This is a genomic window from Chryseobacterium sp. NRRL B-14798 (genome assembly GCF_050470705.1).
Taxonomy (GTDB): domain Bacteria; phylum Bacteroidota; class Bacteroidia; order Flavobacteriales; family Weeksellaceae; genus Chryseobacterium; species Chryseobacterium cupriresistens.
This window is the reverse complement of record NZ_JBFLUL010000005.1, coordinates 161,892-180,580: the sequence shown is the minus strand read 5'-3', so window position 1 is coordinate 180,580 and position 18,689 is coordinate 161,892. Positions and strand designations below refer to the sequence as shown.

Here is an 18,689-nt window from a genome sequence, read left to right as displayed (position 1 = left end):
ATTAGCCTTTTTTAAGGGTTTCCTTTAATCTGTTTAAAGCTTCTTCAGCTTTTGTATCATTACTGTTTACCATGGCATCGATCTCTTCATCAATGCTTTTTCCTGATTTTGAAAGGTCAGAATAAGCTTCTGCAAGGGCTTCCTGCTGTACAACACGATCCTTCAGTTTTTCCAGCATGCTTACCGCGCTTCCGGTATCCATCTGGGTCATCTTCTGATTGATATCTTTTGTGGCTTCACTCACCTGAACTCTTGCTTTCAGGGTTTTCAATTCATTTTCCCATTTGGTAATGCTTGATTTCAAATGGTTGATATTACCCTGTAACTTCTCGCAGTCAGCAAACAGTTTCTCATGTTCTTTCTGAAGAGCTGTTGCGTTTTCCAATGAAGAGGTCTGTTTTTTCAGTGCTTCTTTGGCAAGACGGTCTGCTTCTGCTGTTTCTACCTCTCCTTTTTCTGCTTTCTGAACAATGACTATAGCTTTATTATAGTAATCTTTGGCAGTCTGCCCTTCTGTCTCTGCTTCGTTCTTTTTACGTATAGCAAGGGCTTTCAACTGGGCAAGTGCTTCTATACTTTTTCCCAGCTGTTCTTTCATTTCACGGATTCCCTCTTCCGTTAAATTGATCGGGTCTTCAAAGCTGTCGATCACAGAATGGATCTCTGCTTTTCCTATCGTTAACAATCTTTTGAAAATGTTCATTTTAAATATCTTTTGTGAATTACTTACTCATTTCCAGCATTTCTGTTGTAAATTCCCCCACCAAAATTCCTAAAGAATTAATGGAAGCCATTACTTCGTTTTGTGCCATGTTATCAGTGGGAAGCGTATCTCTGAAAATCACACGTCTTCCTGTACCGTCCAATGCGAATGCCCCGTGAACAATGTCTCTGTTTTTCTGAAGCAATCTCAGAAAAATTTTTTCGGTGGGATTTTTAATTTCAAAAAGAAACTGTTCCATGATCAGAATAGAGTCTGACACGATAAGGATCATGTTTTTTATTCCGTTGGATTCTTTTTCAATGATTAAGATTCTCTGAGCTTCATCCTCCAGCGTGATGTTGAACTCATAATCTAACAACCATTCTTTAACCGTTCTGAATATTTGATTTCTCATGATGGCTGGTTTAGTGTTTTATTTTTTTCGTCTACACAAATATAAAATAAAATTTTCAAATTGCAAATATTATTAGCAATTATTTATTCCAGATTCTCTATCTTTGCAAAAAAGATTAGACAAAATGAGCTTCTTTGGAACTAATATTAAAAAAATAAGACAGGTGAAAGGACTAAGCCAAAAGGCTTTTGCTGATTTATTTGATTTAAACAGAGGAGTGATCAGCTCTTACGAGGAAGGGCGCGCAGAACCTAAGATAGAAACTATACTAAAGGTAGCGAATCATTTTAATCTTAATCTTGATAAATTACTGACTGAAACCCTTCAGGTAAACCAGCTAGTAAGTGTTTCAGACATTGATCAGCTGATGCTTTTCCCGGAGCTGGCTATTCAAAATAGCAAAGAAGCAAAAACAAACACAGAAGAAAATAATCCAAACACGGCACTATTGCAAAAAATATTAGCATCTGTTGATCTGGTCTATGAGTTTTCTCCTGAAAAAACACTGCTTCCCCAGTATCAATCCGGTGATATTTTATTTCTGAACAAAGCAGATCCGAAAACAGAACCTATTAACAATCTACTGGTTCATATCAATGGAAACCTTCAATACGCAACCGATAATCAACTAAAAAACAAAAACGATCAGGAATACTTTAAGATTGTAGGATACTTTTCGACAGGAAACAAGAATATCTTCACTGGTATTTTTGAAAGACTGGAGAATTTGGAAAATAAAAGATAGTTTTAAGTCTTTAAAAACAGCAGTAATTGCACTGCTGTTCCTATTTTCATTTTATTTGTAATCAAATCTATCTTCATCAGGATACCAGTAAGTGTCTAAAGCCGTTGATAATGTTCCATTTTCATAGGCTTTTAGTTGCCTTTCTAATATCACCGAAGTACCAAAGGTAACCACTTTTCCTGTCCTTTTTTCCACTAAAAAAGAGGCATTCCCTACTAATGTTTTATTAAAATCTCCTGTTAAAAGAAATTCTTTAGATTGATAATCATAAATATTTCCATATGACTTTTTAATGATATGATCTGTCAATATTACTACTTCAATATCTAATCCTCCAAAGTGTTCCGCTCTACTTTGTAAATAGCGTTCCGCTATCTTTAGCATTTCTTTATCTGTTAACATAATTTTTCAGCTTTTGTGATTTTGAAGTATGAAAAATAATAAAAAACAGCAGTAATTGCATTGCTGTTTCTATTTTCATTTTATTTGTAATCAAACCGATCTTCGTTGGGATACCAGTAAAGGTCTAAACTTTTTCCCATCGTTCCATTTTCATAGGCTTTTACATTATTCTCTAAACTCATTGCTGAAGCAAAAGTAACCACTCTTCCTGTTTTTTTCTCAACTAAAAAAGGAGCGTTGCCTCCCAGTGCTTTATTAAAATCTCTTGTCAAAAGAAATTCTTTGGACTGATAGCGATAAATATTGCCGTAGTTTTTTTTAATTATTTCTTCCAATAATATTATCGGTTCTATATTTTTATCTACTATTCTTCTTACAAAACGTTCTGCTATTGCTAGCATTTCTTTGTCTGTTAACATCATTTTTTCTTCAGTTTTGTGATTTTGAAGTATGAAAAATAATAAAAAAACAGCAGTAATTTCACTGCTGTTTCTATTTTCATTTTATTTGTAATCAAATCTATCTTCGTCCGGATACCAATAAGTATGCAAAGATGTAGATAATGTTCCATTTTCATAAGACTCTATATAATCTTCTAATCTTCTTGCTGTACCAAAGCCAACTACCCTACCTGTTTTTTTTTCTACGAGAAAGGGAGCATTTCCCATCAATGATTTATTAAAGTTTCCAGTTAATATAAATTCTTTAGAATTATAGAAGTAAATATTACCATATGGCTTTTTAATAATATCATTTGTATAGATCATAACTTCAATATTCTCATCTCCACGTTCTCCTTTTCTTTTTAAATAACGCTCTGCTATTTGCAGCAATTCTTTGTCTGTTAACATAACTAATTTTTTATTTTTCCTGTTTTTGTGTACATAAAGTTTAAATAATTTCTTTGGAGAAAGTTCCTAGCTTTCATACTTTTTACATCATAAACGACATATTCACCTGTTTGCCCATCAAATAAATGTAATTCCTTATTCTTTTTCACTGCCACAAAATAATGCCCATCAACTATTCCACTTGGATGGTATTTCTTGGCTCCATAAATAATAGCAATTTCACCTTCTCCTAATATAGCCTCTTTTGTTAAACGAGGAAATGTTGTATCACTAAAGCGACCTCCTCCACATTTTGCTATTACTTTATCAAATGATTGATATGTCGATGGCTTGGCTAATTGTAATTCCCCTGTTTTTAAAAATCCTATTACAGCTTCTACGACATTAGCACAATTCTCATCATCTATTTGTTTGACTATATTCCCTTCTGATTTATGATTAAAATAAGGCATCGCTTCTTTCATCTTTTCAAAAGGATTTTTAATTATGGTATTTAAAAATTGTTTTTCCCCTTCTATAAATGCTTTTACTTCTGCTTCAACGGTTGTTTCTACAATAGAGCTGCCTGGCGGCACATGTCCACCCAGATGTTCCAGCTCCTCTACTAATTTTTCTCCCTGTAATTTACGCCATTTTTTGTAGAACATATGCATTTCTGCTTTAGTAAACTCTTCTATCACTTCACCTTTGTACACAACAGCATAGGCGTTCAAAAATGTCCCCTGTCTTTGTCCGGATAAGAAAACGACTCCGTTTTCTGCCATGGTGTTACCAAGCACTCTATATTCCGCTCCGAGGAAAATTTCCCGGGGTTCGATTACTTTTATCGTATTTCTTTGGAAGTTAGAAATATTGGTTTCCAGCACAGCTTTTAATACCAAAGTCTTAAGATAATTCTTAGCACTTCCGTCAGCCATTTTTGCAATCAGTTTGGCTGCTCCGGTATAAAAACCACCTACAACAGTTAAACCTGCCAATGCCATACCTCCCACCATATAAATCTCTTCCCAGACTGCCAGAAATTTTGCCCCCCCTTCATAGGTAGCAATTTCTTCTTTAAATGTCTGTACGGTAAGGTCAGCCCCCGCCAAAGAAATATCGGCAGCAGCCAGTAAAATAAAATAGGGATTTCCGGAGGTTGCCAATGTGGCAACACCAATTACAATAGCGATAAGATTAGCCGCTATACGGATGTTCTGCTGTACAACCGCCCACTCTTCTGCATCTGCCATTGCTTTCAGATAAATAGCAGGCACCAGATAGGTTTTCTCTTTCTCTCCGCTGATATCTGTAAGATACACCATATCCAGAGGATGAAACTGTGTCCCTTCATCCAGATCTTCTGTAACGGTCTCTTTTGCATTGGGATCTCCTTCTTTCGGTACTATTTTTACATTTCGCTGTACCTCTTTCTGCTGCTGCAGGAGAAATGTATCTCTGTAGTGGTCATCACTTCTCTGGAAAATTCCCATTTCAAGAATATCACTGTTGATTTTATAACCCTTACCAATAATAAAGGATTGGGCTTCTTTTTTCCGCTTATCATTATTCACAAACAGAGAAAACAGCATCATGATATTGGCCAGGATCATCCGGTTGCTTTGCATTTTACCCTCATATTCTGTGCTTCCGTCTAAATTGTAATACATTCTGTTCAGCTTACCCGGGTTTTCACGGAAATACTTAAGAACAGGAACCGGATCTCCGATTGCTTTGAAAACCTGTATCACCGCAGAACTGCTGTCCTTGAAAATATTTGAGTCATCTGCGTCCGAAAGTATTTCAAGATGATTAAAGAATGTTAATTTATCAATATGCACAGACAAATTGGATAAAATAGTGTCCGGAATGTTTTCGTAAATAAACTTCAGCGATTCAGGGTTTTCATACTTTTTGAGAGCATCAGCAAAATTTTTCAGAAAGTATTTGTAGTCAGCATCATAATCATCAATATTACCATACCCTAACTGTATATTCAAATCCCTGAATTCCTGATAAGAACAGGTTTCCAGGATAATTGCCTTTTCGTCACTTTTTCCATAGAAAAAATTGATTCTGTAATAGATTTTTTCTTTTCTTACTGCTATTTCCTGGGCAATTTGGGTCTGGCTCCATTTTACTGAGACACTTTCTGCTTTTGAGTTCAGATAAGCTTTCAGCCTGATGAAATTTTTGCCCGGAAGTGAAAGACTCTTGCTTTGAGTATTAGATTGATAATCATTCGGATTGTATTCCAGAATATAATCCCTCATTCCACTGTTGGCATACTTAATTTTTGAAACCAAAAGTTCCAGATTGATATATTCATCCGTCTGCCAGTCTGAAATATCTGAAACCGAAGGCGAAGTGGATGGTAAAGAGGTTTCTTTTTGTAAATCCGTGGGTTGTTTTAGTGTTTTGCTTAAAAAAGATTCACTGTACACCAAATGATTTGAGAAAGATTGCAGGATTCTTTTACTCGTTTCATCGAAGTCATCAAAATCGTTAAAATAATTGTCATAGTTCATTGCTTAAAATTTTAGGTTAATAAAAATTCAGCATGAAAATCGAAACAAAGTTTAGGGAAAGATTCAAATATCTGATCAGGATTATTTTAACCTTAAATTCTATAATACCCGGCACAGAATCTTCCTAACTTTGATATTGAATTTCATATTTGTGTTTTTATTGTCACAAATATCAGTGCGGAAAACGACAGAACTTGACGTATTAAAATTTAAAAGCAAACATCACTTAATTTTTGAAATCTTGGTTAATATTATAAACAGATCAATCAAAGTGGCTATGATTGAAACACACCTTATAATAAATCCGAATAAATAGTTGTGATTATTAGAAACAAAAAAGCCCTCCGTAATAAATTACAGAGGGCTTTGTACCCCAGACGGGACTTGAACCCGTACGTCCTTGCGGACACAGGATTTTAAGTCCTGCGTGTCTACCAGTTCCACCACCAGGGCATGGTGTGGGCAAAAAAAAAGATTCGAACCAGAGGTTCCAACCTTCTTAACGACTCTAAAGAGCCCTTTTCGAATTGTGCGGATGAAGGGACTCGAACCCCCACGCCTCACGGCACCAGATCCTAAGTCTGGCGTGGCTACCAATTACACCACATCCGCTGATTCGCTGATCTGAATACTCAGATTCAACCTGATTTCTTACAAATATAAGATTTTTATTTAAAGAACACTCTCTATTAAAACAAAAAACCCTCCGTAAGATATTACAGAGGGTCTTGTACCCCAGACGGGACTTGAACCCGTACGTCCTTGCGGACACAGGATTTTAAGTCCTGCGTGTCTACCAGTTCCACCACCAGGGCATGGTGTGGAGCGAAAAACGGGATTCGAACCCGCGACCCCAACCTTGGCAAGGTTGTGCTCTACCAGCTGAGCTATTTTCGCATAGTGCGGATGAAGGGACTCGAACCCCCACGCCTCACGGCACCAGATCCTAAGTCTGGCGTGGCTACCAATTACACCACATCCGCTGGTTTTTTATATTGTAAGTTTTAAAGAGCTTGCTTCGTTTTTGTGAGTGCAAATATAGGACAATTTCCTTTACTACCAAACTTTTCAGGAAAAAAAAATAAAATTTCCACATTTTTTTTTCACAGCTTCTTTTATTACATTTCATTTTCTTACTTTTACATCGTTAATATTTACGATATGGAATTACAAGGAACGGTAAAGAAACTTTTTGATGCTCAAACATTTGCGAGCGGGTTTCAAAAAAGAGAAATGGTTATTTTGACCCAGGAACAGTATCCACAGCCGATAAACATAGAATTTTTATCTGATAAAATCAGTTTATTAGATAACCTTAAAGAAGGAGAAAACGTAAAGGTAGGAATCAACATCAGAGGTAGAGAATGGGTTTCTCCGCAGGGTGAAACTAAATACTTCAACTCTATTACAGGGTGGAGAGTAGAGAAAGTTTTTGATAATGCTTCAGAACCTACTCAGGCAATGCCTCAGCAGTCTGCATCCCCGGTTTCTAATGAGAATCCTTTTGCCGGAGACGACGATGATGATTTACCTTTCTAATTAAAGAATAAAAGATCAATTATAAATCCTGCTTTTTGAAGTGGGATTTTTTTGCTAAAAATGGTCCGATTAGACGAAAACGAGATTTCATTTCCCGACCCGGAGCTGTATGATGGCCATGAGGGAGTGGTTGCTTTTGGTGGCGACCTGTCCGTAGAGCGTATCTGGTTTGCTTATCAGCTCGGTATTTTTCCCTGGTACAACCCCGGAGAGGAAATCCTTTGGTGGTGTCCCGATCCAAGGTTTGTGCTTATTCCTGAAGAATTAAAAGTTTCAAAATCTATGAGAAAGATACTCAACAGAAATGTTTTTACTTTCTCCGAGAATAAGAATTTCAGGGAGGTAATCAGAAATTGCCAGCAGGCTACAAGAAAAGGGCAGTCGGGAACGTGGCTTTCTGATGAACTGATGGAGTCTTTTATCCAGCTTCATCAATACGGTTTGGCCAAAAGTATTGAAGTATGGCAGGATGGAGAACTTGTAGGGGGTTTTTACGGGTTGCAGATTGGAAATGTATTCTGCGGAGAAAGCATGTTTGCCAAGGTAAGTAATGCTTCAAAAGCGGGCTTTATCAACTTTGTGGAAAGCAATAAAAACAGCCTTGAGTTAATTGATTGTCAATCCCATACAGAACACCTGGAAAGCTTGGGGGCAAAAATGATTCCCAAAAAAGAATTTCTAAAAATCTTACACGAAAATAATGAACGCAGATAAAGAAAAGTGGGTTCTTCTGATTGTCCTGAGTATTATCTGGGGATCATCTTTTATTTTGATCAAAAAATCACTGGAACATTTTAATCCGTTTCAGGTAGGTTCTTTACGGGTTCTTATTGCCGGAATTATTTTACTTCCGGTCGCGATTTCCAATTATAAACTTTTTCCCAGAAAACATCTGAAGTGGTTAATTCTGGCTGCTTTTACAGGAAATTTCATTCCTATGTTTTTATTTCCGATTGCAGAAACTGAAGTAAGCAGCAGCATTGCCGGAATTATCAACTCAATGATGCCTATTTTTGTGATTATTGTGGGCGCATTGGTATGGAAGTTTGAAACGACAAAAAAACAGATCATAGGAACACTTATAAGCTTTACGGGGGTATGCATTCTGGCTTTTGGCGGAGGCGACAGCGGAGAGTTGAAAATGATCCCTATTCTGCTCCTTTTATTGGCTACTTTATGTTATGCACTGAGTACAACCACTGTAAAATCAAAGCTTATGGAGGTTTCTTCTACGGTTTTATCTGCTTTTGTATTTTCTTTTGTTTTATTGCTGCCTTCCATTCTTGCGCTGACAGGTACGGGATTCTTTTCGGAATTCAGCTTTTCGAAGGATAATCTGATGGGACTTATGTTTGTCAGTCTGTTATCTGTTTTCGGAACAGGTCTGGCGATGATGATGAATTACCGTTTACTTAAAGTTTCCTCTCCTCTTTTTGCATCCACAGTAACTTTAGTGATGCCTATTGTTGCTATTATCTGGGGAATAATTGATGGTGAGAAACTGACCTATTTACAATTTGCAGGAGCTGGAATTATTATTGCCGGGCTCATCTTTTTAAGAACAAATCCAAAAAAATAAAATCATATTATAAATTAAATTATATTTGGGTGATTTAACTTATAACTATGAAAAAACTTCTACTTTTGGGGTCCGCAGCCTTATCTTTACTTTCCTGTTACAATGCTGACGATACTCCTTTTGATAACAGTGATCCCTCTAATCAAAATGTGATTCTTCCTACGAAGATGACAATGGATGGGATTGTCATGAAAATCAATTACAACGGAACTAAAATCATCAGCATGATTAACAATATTAATCACGGGCAAAGAATTGAGTTCACGTATACCGATGATTATATTACAGGCATTAAACATTACGAAAATAATATTCTTGAAAGCACTGTTGAATATGGATATAATAACGGGCGTATGTCAACAGCGGTTACGAAGGAATATTCTACAACCGGAACCGTACAGAACACTGTTACATTTACTTATACCTATACCAGTACTACAGAAATCAGCGTAAAAAAACAAACGAATTCAGGAGCGGCAGGTTCTTCTATTATCAACAGTGTAATCACGTATAATAATGGAAATATGGTAAGCAATGCAGGCTCAGGAACCGGAATTGTCAATGGAAATACCGTTAACTATACAGAAAAAGAGACTTATACATACACGGATAAAAACTATCCTTTCAAAAATGTAAAAGGTTTTGACAAAATTATCTTTAATGGAAATGAGAGCAGCGATGGCATAAGCATGCTATTCTCAAATATCAAGAACAGCTTAAGTGCTTATAAGGGAGAATTTACCCAAACTACAGCCGGAGGGGGAACAGCAACCGGAACAACTCAGCATAAGTATACAACAACTTTTAATACTGCCGGTTACCCATCTGAAGAAAGCAGGCAATCGCTTGATACAAACGGAAACCCGAACAGCATTGTCCCGGATAAGTTTTTCTACGAATACAATTATCAATAAAAAAAACCTGCATTTCTGCAGGTTTTTCTTTTATTTTAGGTTATTCTAGTTCTTTTTCTTCACTTTACTGGCTTTTACCTTTTTCACCTCATCTTTAATGAAAGGATATTTTTTCTGCATATCCTTTGCTAAAGAAGGATCAAGTTCCAATGCTTTTTGAAGAGATTCAAAACCTTTATCCTGATCTTTAAGATTGTAATAGCAATTGCTCAGCTGATAAAAAAGCTCTGCTCTGTAATGTTTTTTTATGGCTCTGTTCAAGACTGTTACCGCATCTTCATACTCTCCTACCAACATCAAAACTTCTGAATAGGCATACCAGTTGTAAAACCTTGAAGGTTCTGCATCTACCAGTTTTTTAAGACAGGAAAGGCTTTCTTCAAATTTTCCTGAATCGATGAATAAGAACGCTAATCTCTTTTGATAATCAAGATTGTTTTCATTCAGCTGGGTAGCTTCTTTGGCAAAATGCAATGCTTCAGACATTCCTCCCATTTCTTCGTAAAGATAAGACTGTTCCATCATGGCAAGATAAAACTGAGGGTCTTCTCTTAATGATTTCTGGAATGCATTTAAAGCTAAAATAGGCTGTTTTAAGGCCTTATTGCATAGTCCGATCTTATAATAAGTAAATGCTTTCGTGTATTCCAGCTCCAGCATTTCTTCATACGTTTCGATCGCCTTCTGGTATTGTCCCAAAGCTTCATAACAAGCTGCTTTATTGGCATATACTCCTACAGAGTTTGAGTTGATTGCCAGTAAATAGTCGTAGCCTCTTATCGCTTCATCATAATTTTTTCTGTTAAAATAGAATTGTCCGTATTCAAACCAGGCGGTTTCAGAATAAGGGAATTCATCTAAATATTCATTAAGAAAGGCAATAGCCTCCTCACTCTTATTCAGGTCACTGAAGCATACCATAGCATTTTCCAGCGAATATTCATCCGTAGGATCTTCCTTCAGTGCTTTCCTGTAATGTTTAAGAGCGTTAAAAGGATCTCCGAGATTCACATATTCGTCCGCAATAAAGTTGTGGAGAAAGTTTTCTTCTTCCTCTAATGTCAAAGCTTTTTTGCAGATTTCAATGGATTTTCTGGGATTTCCTAGGTTCGAATAATACTTGGCGTAACAAACCAAAAAGTCTGTATTCTCCATAGAAGCGCCTTTCAGTTCGTCAATAAGTTCTTTCGCCGTATTATAGTCTTCCCATTCCAGAAGGATTTCAAGTCTTTTGATCTTAATATCCAACGAATTAGGGTGAAGCTTCAGTCCATAATTAACAGCCATGTCAGCGTAATTAAAATCACCAAGCTCCAAATAATAAACAATGATATCTTCCAACTCTTCTGTATCAAAGTAGAATTCGTCATTGTTTTCCATCATTTCCTCGAACTTTTTTACAAGTTCATTTCCAAAATACTCTTCCAATAGTGTCCTCTTTGTCGGCCTGATGTCTGAATTTGCTTACAAACCTCGGCAAACGTTTAATTAATAATATATCTGAAACTGATATTCAAATATTTATGCAAAGTTGCAACTTTTTTTTGAATATTCCATTTCATAAATTTCTATTATAAAAATAGTAAAAAAAGAAAACCGATAAAAGGATTGTGGATAAAAAAACGGAAATTGGGGTTAAATTCTTATGACCAGGCGTTTTCCACTTTGTATCTCAGCATTCCATACAGTTTCGATATTTTTAATATCAACATCCTGTGTTTCCATTTTAATTTTTCCTTCTGTTGCTGCCTGAAACATTTCAGGGATGATTTTTGAGAACAGGAGGTGAGATTCTTCTTTAGTCCAGCTTCCCAATCCTGATCCTGAAATCTGAATATCGGTTCCTCTTAGGATCTGTGAAGACAGCTGAACGATATCACCGCTCATTCCTCCTATTGTTATGAGTTTTGTTTTATGCGAAAAAGTTCCGTCTCCTTTAAGAGCTGACAGTATAACTTCTACAGAATGCCCCCAGATATAGTCTATAATAATATCTATAGGAGTTTCCATATGAATTTCTTTTATTTTCTGCTTACAATCATCATCTTCCAGCCTGAGCGAAATCACCTCATCGGCACCTAATTCAAGCAAAGACTGCAGAGATTCTTCATTTCTACCGGTAACAATAATTTTACCTGCTCCATATATTCTGGCCACCTGAACGGCAATTTTCCCTGTAATTCCAGTTGCTCCGTTAATCAGTACAGTATTTCCCGGTTGCAATCCTGCTTTGAATTTTAAGGCCATTGCGGATCCCATTATTGCATTGGGTAATGCGGCCGCCAAAGAAAAGTCCAGTTTTTCAGGAATGGGAATGATCATTTTTTTATCAGCCACGGCCTTCTCCGCTACGGTTCCTTTTTTGCTGAAAAAATACACTTTATCTCCGTTTTCAAGGTATCCTGCTCCGTCTGTTCCGATAACCGTTGGCCGGTGTTCCTGGTTTTCGGTTGAATAGTGATTTCCGCCTGCTCTGGCCCTGTCGAGATTTTTAATTGATGCGGCTTTTACAGAAATCAAAATTTCATTTTCCTGTACTTCAGGTTCCGGGAAATCTGCATATTGAGGAGTGCTTCCTTTTTCAAATACTACGGCTGCTTTCATTCTTTTAATTTTTATACAAAATTAGGAGGGGAGAAGGCTGTAAAGCGATAACATTTGTTATGAGTTTTTGGAAAGGAAGCAGGAAGTGGGAGGCTGGGAGTTTATAAATCCAGTAATAGAGTTGAAACGCTGCGGTCGCTAGGAAACATAATATTGTTATTATTATTTGTTCGCAAGGGCACTTCGTTCAGCAAAGAATAGTGACCATTGCTGAGTGGAACGCCATTGCGAGCATTTTCAACAATACATATTATTTTATTCTTCGCGGACGTTGCATTAAAAACAATATATGCCACTTAAAGATGGAAACGCGGAGGACGCTAGGGAACAGGATATTGTATACTATTTTTGTTCGCAAGGGCACTTCGTTCAGCAAAGAATAGTGACCATTGCTGAGTGGAACGCCATTGCGAGCATTTTCAACAATACATATTATTTTATTCTTCGCGGACGTTGCATTAAAAACAATATATGCCACTTAAAGATGGAAACGCGGAGGACGCTAGGGAACAGGATATTGTATACTATTTTTGTTCGCAAAGGCACTTCGTTCAACAAAGAACAATCGTTGCTGAGTGGAACGTCTTTGCGAACATTTTCAATAATAAAGATTATTCTTTGCGGACGTTGCGTTTAAGATGAGTCAGAATTTATGCCGTATGTTTTTAAACTACCTGCTTCTGACTTCCATCTTCCAGCCTCTTAAAGTCTTTCTTTTAATATTTTACTTTTGATTCTGCTGAGATGTACGGTAGTAATCCCGAGATAGGAAGCGATATAATGCTGCGGAACCCTTTTGATAATTTCCGGTTTTTGCCTGACAAGATTCAGGTATCGCTGCTGTGGTGAGTCCTTAATAAATGAAAAGAAATGTTTCATATAATCGAATACTCTTTCAAAAAGAGCATCCATAAAGAAATTTCTGAGCTCTGGATTTTCATAAACTTCATCTAAGAAAGCTTCCACATCAGGTTTGTTGATTCTGTATAAAATACACGGTTCTATGGTCTCAAATGACACCATACTCGGCAGGCCTTTTTTAAAACTTTCAAGGGATGAAAACATGGTACTTTCAAGAAAAAACTGGAAGGTAACATCTTTTCCGTCGTTATTGTACCAGGCTCTTACCATGCCTTTTTCAATATAATAGGCATTGCAGGAAACTTCACCTTCTTTTAAAAGCAAAGTCTTGGCAGGGACTTCCATACGCTGGAAACTGCCCAGAAATTTTCTCCACTTTTCTTTGGGGAAAGGAAATCTGTCTTTGATATGTTCAAACATTTCTGATATAAAAAAGAACGGACAATATGCCCGTTCTTCCTATATTATTAGATTAAACTCTTGATTTTAGCAATGATATCATCTCCCAACTGATCTGCCTCTTCCTGAGATTGAGCTTCAGTATAAATTCTGATGATTGGCTCTGTATTGGATTTTCTAAGGTGAACCCAGTTGTTTTCAAAGTCTATTTTTACACCATCTACTGTAGAAACTTCTTCATTCTTGTATTCCTGCTCCATTTTGCTTAAGATAGCATCTACATCAATCTCCGGTGTCAGCTCTATTTTCTTTTTACCCATGAAATAGCCCGGATATCCTGCTCTCAGTTCAGAGACAGTTTTATTTTCTTTGGCTAGATGCGTTAAGAACAGTGCAACCCCCACTAAAGAATCTCTTCCGTAATGTAAATCAGGGTAGATAATTCCTCCATTTCCTTCTCCTCCAATGATAGCATTTTTCTCTTTCATCAGAGTAACTACATTTACTTCTCCTACAGCGCTCGCAAAGTATTCTGAGTTGTGAGTCTGTGCCACATCTCTCAGAGCACGGCTTGAAGAAAGATTAGAAACAGCTACTCCATTTTTATGTTTCAGTAAGTAATCTGCAACGGCAACCAGGGTGTATTCTTCCCCAAACATTTCTCCTTTTTCATCAATCAGGGCCAATCTGTCTACATCCGGATCTACAACGATTCCCAAATCTGCATTTTCTTTCTTCACCAATTCGCAGATATCTCCCAAATGTTCTTTTAAAGGCTCAGGATTGTGTGGGAAGTGTCCTGTAGGCTCACAATATAATTTAACGGTTTCACAACCTAATTTATCCAAAAGCATTGGAATAGCAATCCCTCCTGTAGAGTTTACCGCATCCAGAACAACCTTAAAGTTCTTCGCTTTGATCGCATCCACATCTACCATTGGCAAATCCAGGATCTGCTGAATATGGATATCGAAAGCATCATCTCTTGTTTCATATTTTCCAAGATCATCCACTTCTGCATAGTTGAAGTCTTCACTTTCTGCCAGCGCCAGGACTTCAGCACCGTTTTCACCGCTGATGAATTCTCCTTTTTCGTTTAATAATTTAAGGGCATTCCATTGTTTTGGATTATGAGAAGCGGTAAGGATAATTCCTCCGTCTGCATTCAGCTCAGGCACCATTACTTCAACAGTAGGGGTTGTAGAAAGGCCAAGATCTATCACATTAATCCCCAATCCCTGTAATGTAGCTGTAACTAAGGAAGAAACCATCTGGCCGGAAATTCTGGCATCTCTTCCGATGATAAGAGTAAGATTTTTTTTGTTTTTATTATTCTGAAGCCAGGTTCCGAAAGCGGATGCGAATTTTACAACATCCAGCGGTGTTAAGTTATCATTTACTTTACCACCAATGGTTCCGCGAATTCCGGAAATAGATTTTATTAATGACATGATGTTTTTTTAATTTATTTTGTTTTCTCTAAATTTTCCAACGCAAAGATACTTAAAAGACCCTTCAACTTATAAAACCGGAATCTTTTTTTGGACTTTATCATAGGTATTTTTCACAACTTTCGGTGGTGCAAAACGATACCCTATATACAACAGCCCATAAAGGTTACTATTCTCTACACTCTGGCTGTTTTTCTGATCGTAGGCATAGCTTTTAAAATTTATTTTACCTCCGAACAGAAACCGGTCAGTATTATAACCCACATGAAGACCGCCCTGCATTCTTATAGTTGCATATTGGGCATTTTGTTTTGTTGATCCATTATCAAGCTCTCTGTAACTGGAGAATTTACCTCCAATCCCAATAGCCAGATGAGGCGAAATATTTACTTTTTTTCCAATAACCCAATTATAGAAATATCCCATGTTTCCTCCTATATTGTATTGGGTGTCTTTGCTTTTTACTCCGTCAATCGTATTTCTGAAAATGGTAAGATCATAATCTATAAACGGTACCCAGCTTCCCCTGCTTTTCTTCTGCCATTCTCCTTGTGTATAGATACTTCTTGCTGAAAAATTTTTATTGAGAACATAGGATGTAGACCCGCCAAAGGTTTGTACCCTTAAATCCGGAAACTGAATATAGGGATCTCTTCCTTCCTGCCATTCCGGAGATAGTTCTTTCATGTTTTCAACATAAAAGCCTTTTACATTTTTATAATAAACATTTTGAATAAATCTTCCCGGAAAAAACCTGAAGCTTAAGTCGGAGTAAGAACTTTTCCCTTTCATTTCATCATCATTATTTCCCTCTAAAAATCTGGGTGCAAATGATACTGTCGCACTTATTATTCTATAATCAATTGAAAATGAGGTTTTTGTTTTATTGTTGATGGACAGGTCCATATTGAATGCATTCTTACCTTCTCCTGATGAGAAAACATAGCTTTCAATATTGGTATCAAGATTCACACGGATCATTACCTTGTCTGCATAAGACTTGGTATTTATGGTATCTGTTTGTGCCTTTCCGAAAATGGCCAGTAAAGAAAATACAATTAATAATCCTGCTTTTAAAAAGTTCAACCCGAATAATTTATATTAGAAAAAATGAAATTACTACATTTTTTTCAATATCCGGTGAACCCAATATTAAGAACAGCCGCAATCTTTATCGCAGTGGGTTCTTTTGGAGCTGAATTTCTTTGGAGCGAAATTCTTTTTAAGTACTTTAAATAAAGAGTAACAGGCGAATGCTACAATTAGTATAATAAGTACGTACTGAATAATTAATGATGAGTCCATTATTTTAAAATCTGATATACTATCATCGACACAAAATATGCCAAACCTGTCATCATGACTACCTGAAAACTGGTCCATTTCCAGCTTTTGGTTTCTCTGTAGACTACTGCAAGTGTAGAAACACACTGCATTGCAAATGCGTAGAAAAGAAGCACCGAAATTCCGGTTGCAAAACTGAAGACTTTTTCTCCGTTGGGTTTTACATCTCTTCTCATTTTATCAATTACTTTCACTTCCGGAGCATCATCTTCCAGGCTATAGAGCGTAGACATTGTTCCCACAAAGACTTCTCTTGCCACGAAACTTGTAAGAATTCCTACACCCATTTTCCAGTCGTAACCAAGAGGAGCAATTACAGGTTCTATTCCTTTACCCATTTTAGCAAGGTAAGAATGATCCAGGTGAACGTCTGTGGCTACAAACTCATTTGTTTTTTGGCTTGGCCCGAAATAGCTTAAAAACCAGATAATGATACTTACGATGAAAATTATTTTTCCGGCTCCCGTAATGAATTCCCATACTTTTCCTAAAACCATTTTAAAATCATATCCGAAAAGCGGCTTTTTATAAGCAGGAAGATCCATTACGAGATATGTTTTTCCTTTGCTTTTAATAAATCTTTTGAGAATTGATGCGGAGAATAAAGCGACCAGGAAGCCAAGAAGATACATCCCCATCAATACCAGTGCCTTATATTTTATTCCTAAAAATGTTCCTTCTGAAATAATCAGTCCGATGATAATACTGTATACCGGAAGTCTCGCAGAACATGTCATGAATGGTGTTACGAGTATGGTCAGCAATCTTTCTTTTACATTTTCAATGTTTCTTGTAGAAATCACCGCAGGAATTGCACAGGCAGTTCCTGATACAAGCGGAACTATACTTTTACCGTTAAGTCCGAAGGGGCGCAGCAGTCTGTCCATCAGGAATACTACTCTTGCCATATATCCTGAATCTTCGAGCAGGTAAAGGAAATACAAAAGAATTCCGATCTGTGGTGCAAAAACCACAATTCCTCCTATACCAGGAACAATTCCATTTGAAATCAATGAATTAATGGGGCCTTCAGGAAGATGTTCGCTGGTAAATGCAGCCAGCCAGGAGAATGCATCTTCAATCCAGCTCATCGGATATTCGGCAAGGAAGAAAACACTTTGGAAAATAATCAGCAGAATTGCTAAAAAGACTACATAACCCCAGAATTTATGAACTAAAACTTTATCCAGTTTTTCGGTTAATAATTCTTTGAACTGAGCCTTTTTAGAGATGACATCAGCCAGAATTTTGTCCACATTCTGATACCTTCTTACGGTTTCCTGTACCTGCAGCCTTTTCGGTACTAAGCTTTTAGAATCCGGTTCATTCAGCTGTTCCATTACTCCGCTGATTCTTCCAAGATCAGTTCCCAATGAAAGGCTCATCCAGGCTTTATATTCATTGTCAAACCCTTTATGGGCCACCAGTTTCTGAATAAAATCTCTGTGTTCATTCGGTGTTTCAAAAGAAACTTGATCTGTTTTTACAAATTCGTTGTTATAAACAGCTTCCCTTACTGTATCAATTCCGATCTGTTCTTTGGCATTGGTCTGAATAATTTTTATCCCTAATGCTTCGGAAAATTTTTGAATATCTATAGTGATTCCTCTTCTTTCTGCCTGGTCAATCTGATTGACAATCAATATCATAGGAATTCCAAGATCCTGAATCTGCTGAAACAGAAGCAGTCCTCTTTTTAAACTTAATGCTTCAAGAATATAAACAACTCCTGCATAGTTTTTCTGCTCATCAATAAGATATTTGGAAAAAATAGCCTCATCTTCTGAACTCGGGTATACACTGTAAGAACCTGGAAGGTCAATAACCTCTACTTCTTCGTTTTTGTAAACATAGTTCCCCGAATGACTTGCAACGGTAACGCCGGCGTAGTTACCGGTCTTCTGCTTTTTGTTGCAAAGCGTGTTGAAAACCGTTGACTTTCCTACATTAGGATTCCCGACTAAAAGTATCTGTTTTTTCTTGTTTTCCTGCATTAATTCAATTCTTCAACAATGATGTAATCTCCTTCTTCCTCACGAAGAGCAATCCGGCTTTTTTCTGCTCCAAATTCTACATACATTGGCCCGCTGAACGGAGCCTGATACAAAATTCTGAAAATGGTCTCCGGAAGAAGTCCCATTTCAATAATTTTATTGGGCATTTTAAGATGGTCGTTATCATATCCCAATATCTTCCCCATTTTGTTTTTAGGGAATCCACTTAATTTATGTAATCCTTTCTCTTTCAAAGCCTAATTTTTAGTCCTGCAAATATACGCTATTTAAATTTAATCTAAATAACGTTTTAGCATAAAAGAAATCACCCCAAACACATTGCTGTATCTGGGGTGATTCAAAATATAATTTAGTTGATAT

The 18,689-nt window shown here is 36.9% G+C and carries 18 protein-coding genes and 5 tRNA genes; 5 read left to right on the top strand and 18 right to left on the bottom strand.

Going from position 1 to position 18,689, the window contains the following annotated elements; all coding sequences use genetic code 11:
• Position 1: 1 nt before the first annotated feature.
• Together AB1278_RS01325 and AB1278_RS01320 are read right to left on the bottom strand one after the other, a co-directional pair.
• A complete protein-coding gene (locus AB1278_RS01325) occupies positions 2–703 on the bottom strand; it encodes a PspA/IM30 family protein (RefSeq protein ID WP_343642595.1) in 702 nt (233 codons plus the stop codon).
• A 19-nt stretch (positions 704–722) separates the two neighbouring features.
• Positions 723–1,118, bottom strand: a complete 396-nt coding sequence (locus AB1278_RS01320; RefSeq protein ID WP_343642597.1) for a molecular chaperone Tir — start codon at positions 1,116–1,118, stop codon at positions 723–725.
• 124 nt (positions 1,119–1,242) lie between these two features.
• Here AB1278_RS01320 and AB1278_RS01315 point away from each other — a divergent pair, with 124 nt between their 5' ends.
• Positions 1,243–1,863, top strand: a complete 621-nt coding sequence (locus AB1278_RS01315; protein ID WP_343642599.1) for a helix-turn-helix domain-containing protein — start codon at positions 1,243–1,245, stop codon at positions 1,861–1,863.
• Positions 1,864–1,914: 51 nt separating this feature from the next.
• Here AB1278_RS01315 and AB1278_RS01310 read toward each other — a convergent pair whose 3' ends face one another.
• The 9 genes from AB1278_RS01310 to AB1278_RS01270 all read right to left on the bottom strand — a co-directional run bounded on the left by AB1278_RS01310 (position 1,915) and on the right by AB1278_RS01270 (position 6,606).
• Entirely contained in the window at positions 1,915–2,265 is a 351-nt protein-coding gene (locus AB1278_RS01310) for a hypothetical protein (protein WP_343642601.1), read from the bottom strand.
• An 80-nt stretch (positions 2,266–2,345) separates the two neighbouring features.
• Positions 2,346–2,687, bottom strand: a complete 342-nt coding sequence (locus AB1278_RS01305; RefSeq protein WP_429811911.1) for a hypothetical protein — start codon at positions 2,685–2,687, stop codon at positions 2,346–2,348.
• A gap of 81 nt (positions 2,688–2,768) precedes the next feature.
• Entirely contained in the window at positions 2,769–3,116 is a 348-nt protein-coding gene (locus AB1278_RS01300; protein WP_343642607.1) for a YrhB domain-containing protein, read from the bottom strand.
• 2 nt (positions 3,117–3,118) lie between these two features.
• Positions 3,119–5,623: a hypothetical protein gene (locus AB1278_RS01295; RefSeq protein ID WP_343642609.1), complete on the bottom strand. Its 2,505-nt coding sequence runs from the start codon at positions 5,621–5,623 to the stop codon at positions 3,119–3,121.
• Between the two features lie 369 nt (positions 5,624–5,992).
• Positions 5,993–6,076 (bottom strand) — tRNA-Leu (locus AB1278_RS01290).
• Between the two features lie 77 nt (positions 6,077–6,153).
• Positions 6,154–6,235: transfer RNA gene (locus AB1278_RS01285), tRNA-Leu, on the bottom strand.
• Positions 6,236–6,354: 119 nt separating this feature from the next.
• Positions 6,355–6,438: transfer RNA gene (locus AB1278_RS01280), tRNA-Leu, on the bottom strand.
• 6 nt (positions 6,439–6,444) lie between these two features.
• Positions 6,445–6,520 (bottom strand) — tRNA-Gly (locus AB1278_RS01275).
• Between the two features lie 4 nt (positions 6,521–6,524).
• A tRNA-Leu gene (locus AB1278_RS01270) sits at positions 6,525–6,606 on the bottom strand.
• 178 nt (positions 6,607–6,784) lie between these two features.
• Between AB1278_RS01270 and AB1278_RS01265 the strand changes: the two genes are divergently transcribed.
• From AB1278_RS01265 to AB1278_RS01250, 4 genes are read left to right on the top strand one after another with little or no spacing between them, the layout of a single operon-like run.
• Positions 6,785–7,162, top strand: a complete 378-nt coding sequence (locus AB1278_RS01265; RefSeq protein ID WP_041461994.1) for a DUF3127 domain-containing protein — start codon at positions 6,785–6,787, stop codon at positions 7,160–7,162.
• A 60-nt stretch (positions 7,163–7,222) separates the two neighbouring features.
• Positions 7,223–7,876 carry a leucyl/phenylalanyl-tRNA--protein transferase gene (aat, locus tag AB1278_RS01260; protein WP_202842248.1) on the top strand — a complete coding sequence of 218 codons (654 nt, stop codon included), beginning with the start codon at positions 7,223–7,225 and terminating at the stop codon, positions 7,874–7,876.
• Complete coding sequence (locus tag AB1278_RS01255; RefSeq protein WP_343642612.1) at positions 7,863–8,741, top strand: DMT family transporter; 879 nt, start codon at positions 7,863–7,865, stop codon at positions 8,739–8,741. Before aat ends, AB1278_RS01255 begins: the two co-directional genes overlap by 14 nt.
• A 47-nt stretch (positions 8,742–8,788) precedes the next feature.
• Positions 8,789–9,655 carry a hypothetical protein gene (locus tag AB1278_RS01250; protein WP_343642614.1) on the top strand — a complete coding sequence of 289 codons (867 nt, stop codon included), beginning with the start codon at positions 8,789–8,791 and terminating at the stop codon, positions 9,653–9,655.
• Positions 9,656–9,700: 45 nt separating this feature from the next.
• Here the strand turns inward: AB1278_RS01250 and AB1278_RS01245 are convergent, their stop codons facing one another.
• The 7 genes from AB1278_RS01245 to AB1278_RS01215 form a co-directional block, all read right to left on the bottom strand.
• Positions 9,701–11,083 carry a tetratricopeptide repeat protein gene (locus AB1278_RS01245; RefSeq protein WP_227943862.1) on the bottom strand — a complete coding sequence of 461 codons (1,383 nt, stop codon included), beginning with the start codon at positions 11,081–11,083 and terminating at the stop codon, positions 9,701–9,703.
• Positions 11,084–11,290: 207 nt separating this feature from the next.
• Positions 11,291–12,259: a quinone oxidoreductase family protein gene (locus tag AB1278_RS01240; protein ID WP_429811905.1), complete on the bottom strand. Its 969-nt coding sequence runs from the start codon at positions 12,257–12,259 to the stop codon at positions 11,291–11,293.
• A 702-nt stretch (positions 12,260–12,961) separates the two neighbouring features.
• Positions 12,962–13,540, bottom strand: coding sequence for a Crp/Fnr family transcriptional regulator (locus AB1278_RS01235; protein ID WP_429811902.1), 579 nt, complete (start codon positions 13,538–13,540; stop codon positions 12,962–12,964).
• A gap of 47 nt (positions 13,541–13,587) precedes the next feature.
• A complete protein-coding gene (glmM, locus tag AB1278_RS01230) occupies positions 13,588–14,970 on the bottom strand; it encodes a phosphoglucosamine mutase (RefSeq protein ID WP_429811899.1) in 1,383 nt (460 codons plus the stop codon).
• Between the two features lie 69 nt (positions 14,971–15,039).
• Positions 15,040–16,056: a DUF4421 family protein gene (locus tag AB1278_RS01225; RefSeq protein ID WP_429811896.1), complete on the bottom strand. Its 1,017-nt coding sequence runs from the start codon at positions 16,054–16,056 to the stop codon at positions 15,040–15,042.
• Positions 16,057–16,274: 218 nt separating this feature from the next.
• Positions 16,275–18,308, bottom strand: a complete 2,034-nt coding sequence (feoB, locus tag AB1278_RS01220; protein WP_429811893.1) for a ferrous iron transport protein B — start codon at positions 18,306–18,308, stop codon at positions 16,275–16,277.
• Positions 18,308–18,562, bottom strand: a complete 255-nt coding sequence (locus tag AB1278_RS01215) for a FeoA family protein (protein ID WP_082798751.1) — start codon at positions 18,560–18,562, stop codon at positions 18,308–18,310. Before AB1278_RS01215 ends, feoB begins: the two co-directional genes overlap by 1 nt.
• Between the last annotated feature and the right edge of the window lie 127 nt (positions 18,563–18,689).

Excerpts from the sequence above, each read along its gene's own strand:
- AB1278_RS01265 (WP_041461994.1), top strand. The coding sequence starts at position 6,785 with ATGGAATTACAAGGAACGGTAAAGAAACTTTTTGATGCTCAAACATTT.
- AB1278_RS01315 (WP_343642599.1), top strand. The coding sequence starts at position 1,243 with ATGAGCTTCTTTGGAACTAATATTAAAAAAATAAGACAGGTGAAAGGA.
- glmM (WP_429811899.1), bottom strand. The coding sequence starts at position 14,970 with ATGTCATTAATAAAATCTATTTCCGGAATTCGCGGAACCATTGGTGGT.
- AB1278_RS01255 (WP_343642612.1), top strand. The coding sequence starts at position 7,863 with ATGAACGCAGATAAAGAAAAGTGGGTTCTTCTGATTGTCCTGAGTATT.
- AB1278_RS01235 (WP_429811902.1), bottom strand. The coding sequence starts at position 13,540 with ATGTTTGAACATATCAAAGACAGATTTCCTTTCCCCAAAGAAAAGTGG.
- AB1278_RS01300 (WP_343642607.1), bottom strand. The coding sequence starts at position 3,116 with ATGTTAACAGACAAAGAATTGCTGCAAATAGCAGAGCGTTATTTAAAA.
- feoB (WP_429811893.1), bottom strand. The coding sequence starts at position 18,308 with ATGCAGGAAAACAAGAAAAAACAGATACTTTTAGTCGGGAATCCTAAT.
- AB1278_RS01320 (WP_343642597.1), bottom strand. The coding sequence starts at position 1,118 with ATGAGAAATCAAATATTCAGAACGGTTAAAGAATGGTTGTTAGATTAT.
- AB1278_RS01305 (WP_429811911.1), bottom strand. The coding sequence starts at position 2,687 with ATGATGTTAACAGACAAAGAAATGCTAGCAATAGCAGAACGTTTTGTA.
- AB1278_RS01325 (WP_343642595.1), bottom strand. The coding sequence starts at position 703 with ATGAACATTTTCAAAAGATTGTTAACGATAGGAAAAGCAGAGATCCAT.
- AB1278_RS01310 (WP_343642601.1), bottom strand. The coding sequence starts at position 2,265 with ATGTTAACAGATAAAGAAATGCTAAAGATAGCGGAACGCTATTTACAA.
- AB1278_RS01250 (WP_343642614.1), top strand. The coding sequence starts at position 8,789 with ATGAAAAAACTTCTACTTTTGGGGTCCGCAGCCTTATCTTTACTTTCC.
- aat (WP_202842248.1), top strand. The coding sequence starts at position 7,223 with ATGGTCCGATTAGACGAAAACGAGATTTCATTTCCCGACCCGGAGCTG.
- AB1278_RS01240 (WP_429811905.1), bottom strand. The coding sequence starts at position 12,259 with ATGAAAGCAGCCGTAGTATTTGAAAAAGGAAGCACTCCTCAATATGCA.
- AB1278_RS01295 (WP_343642609.1), bottom strand. The coding sequence starts at position 5,623 with ATGAACTATGACAATTATTTTAACGATTTTGATGACTTCGATGAAACG.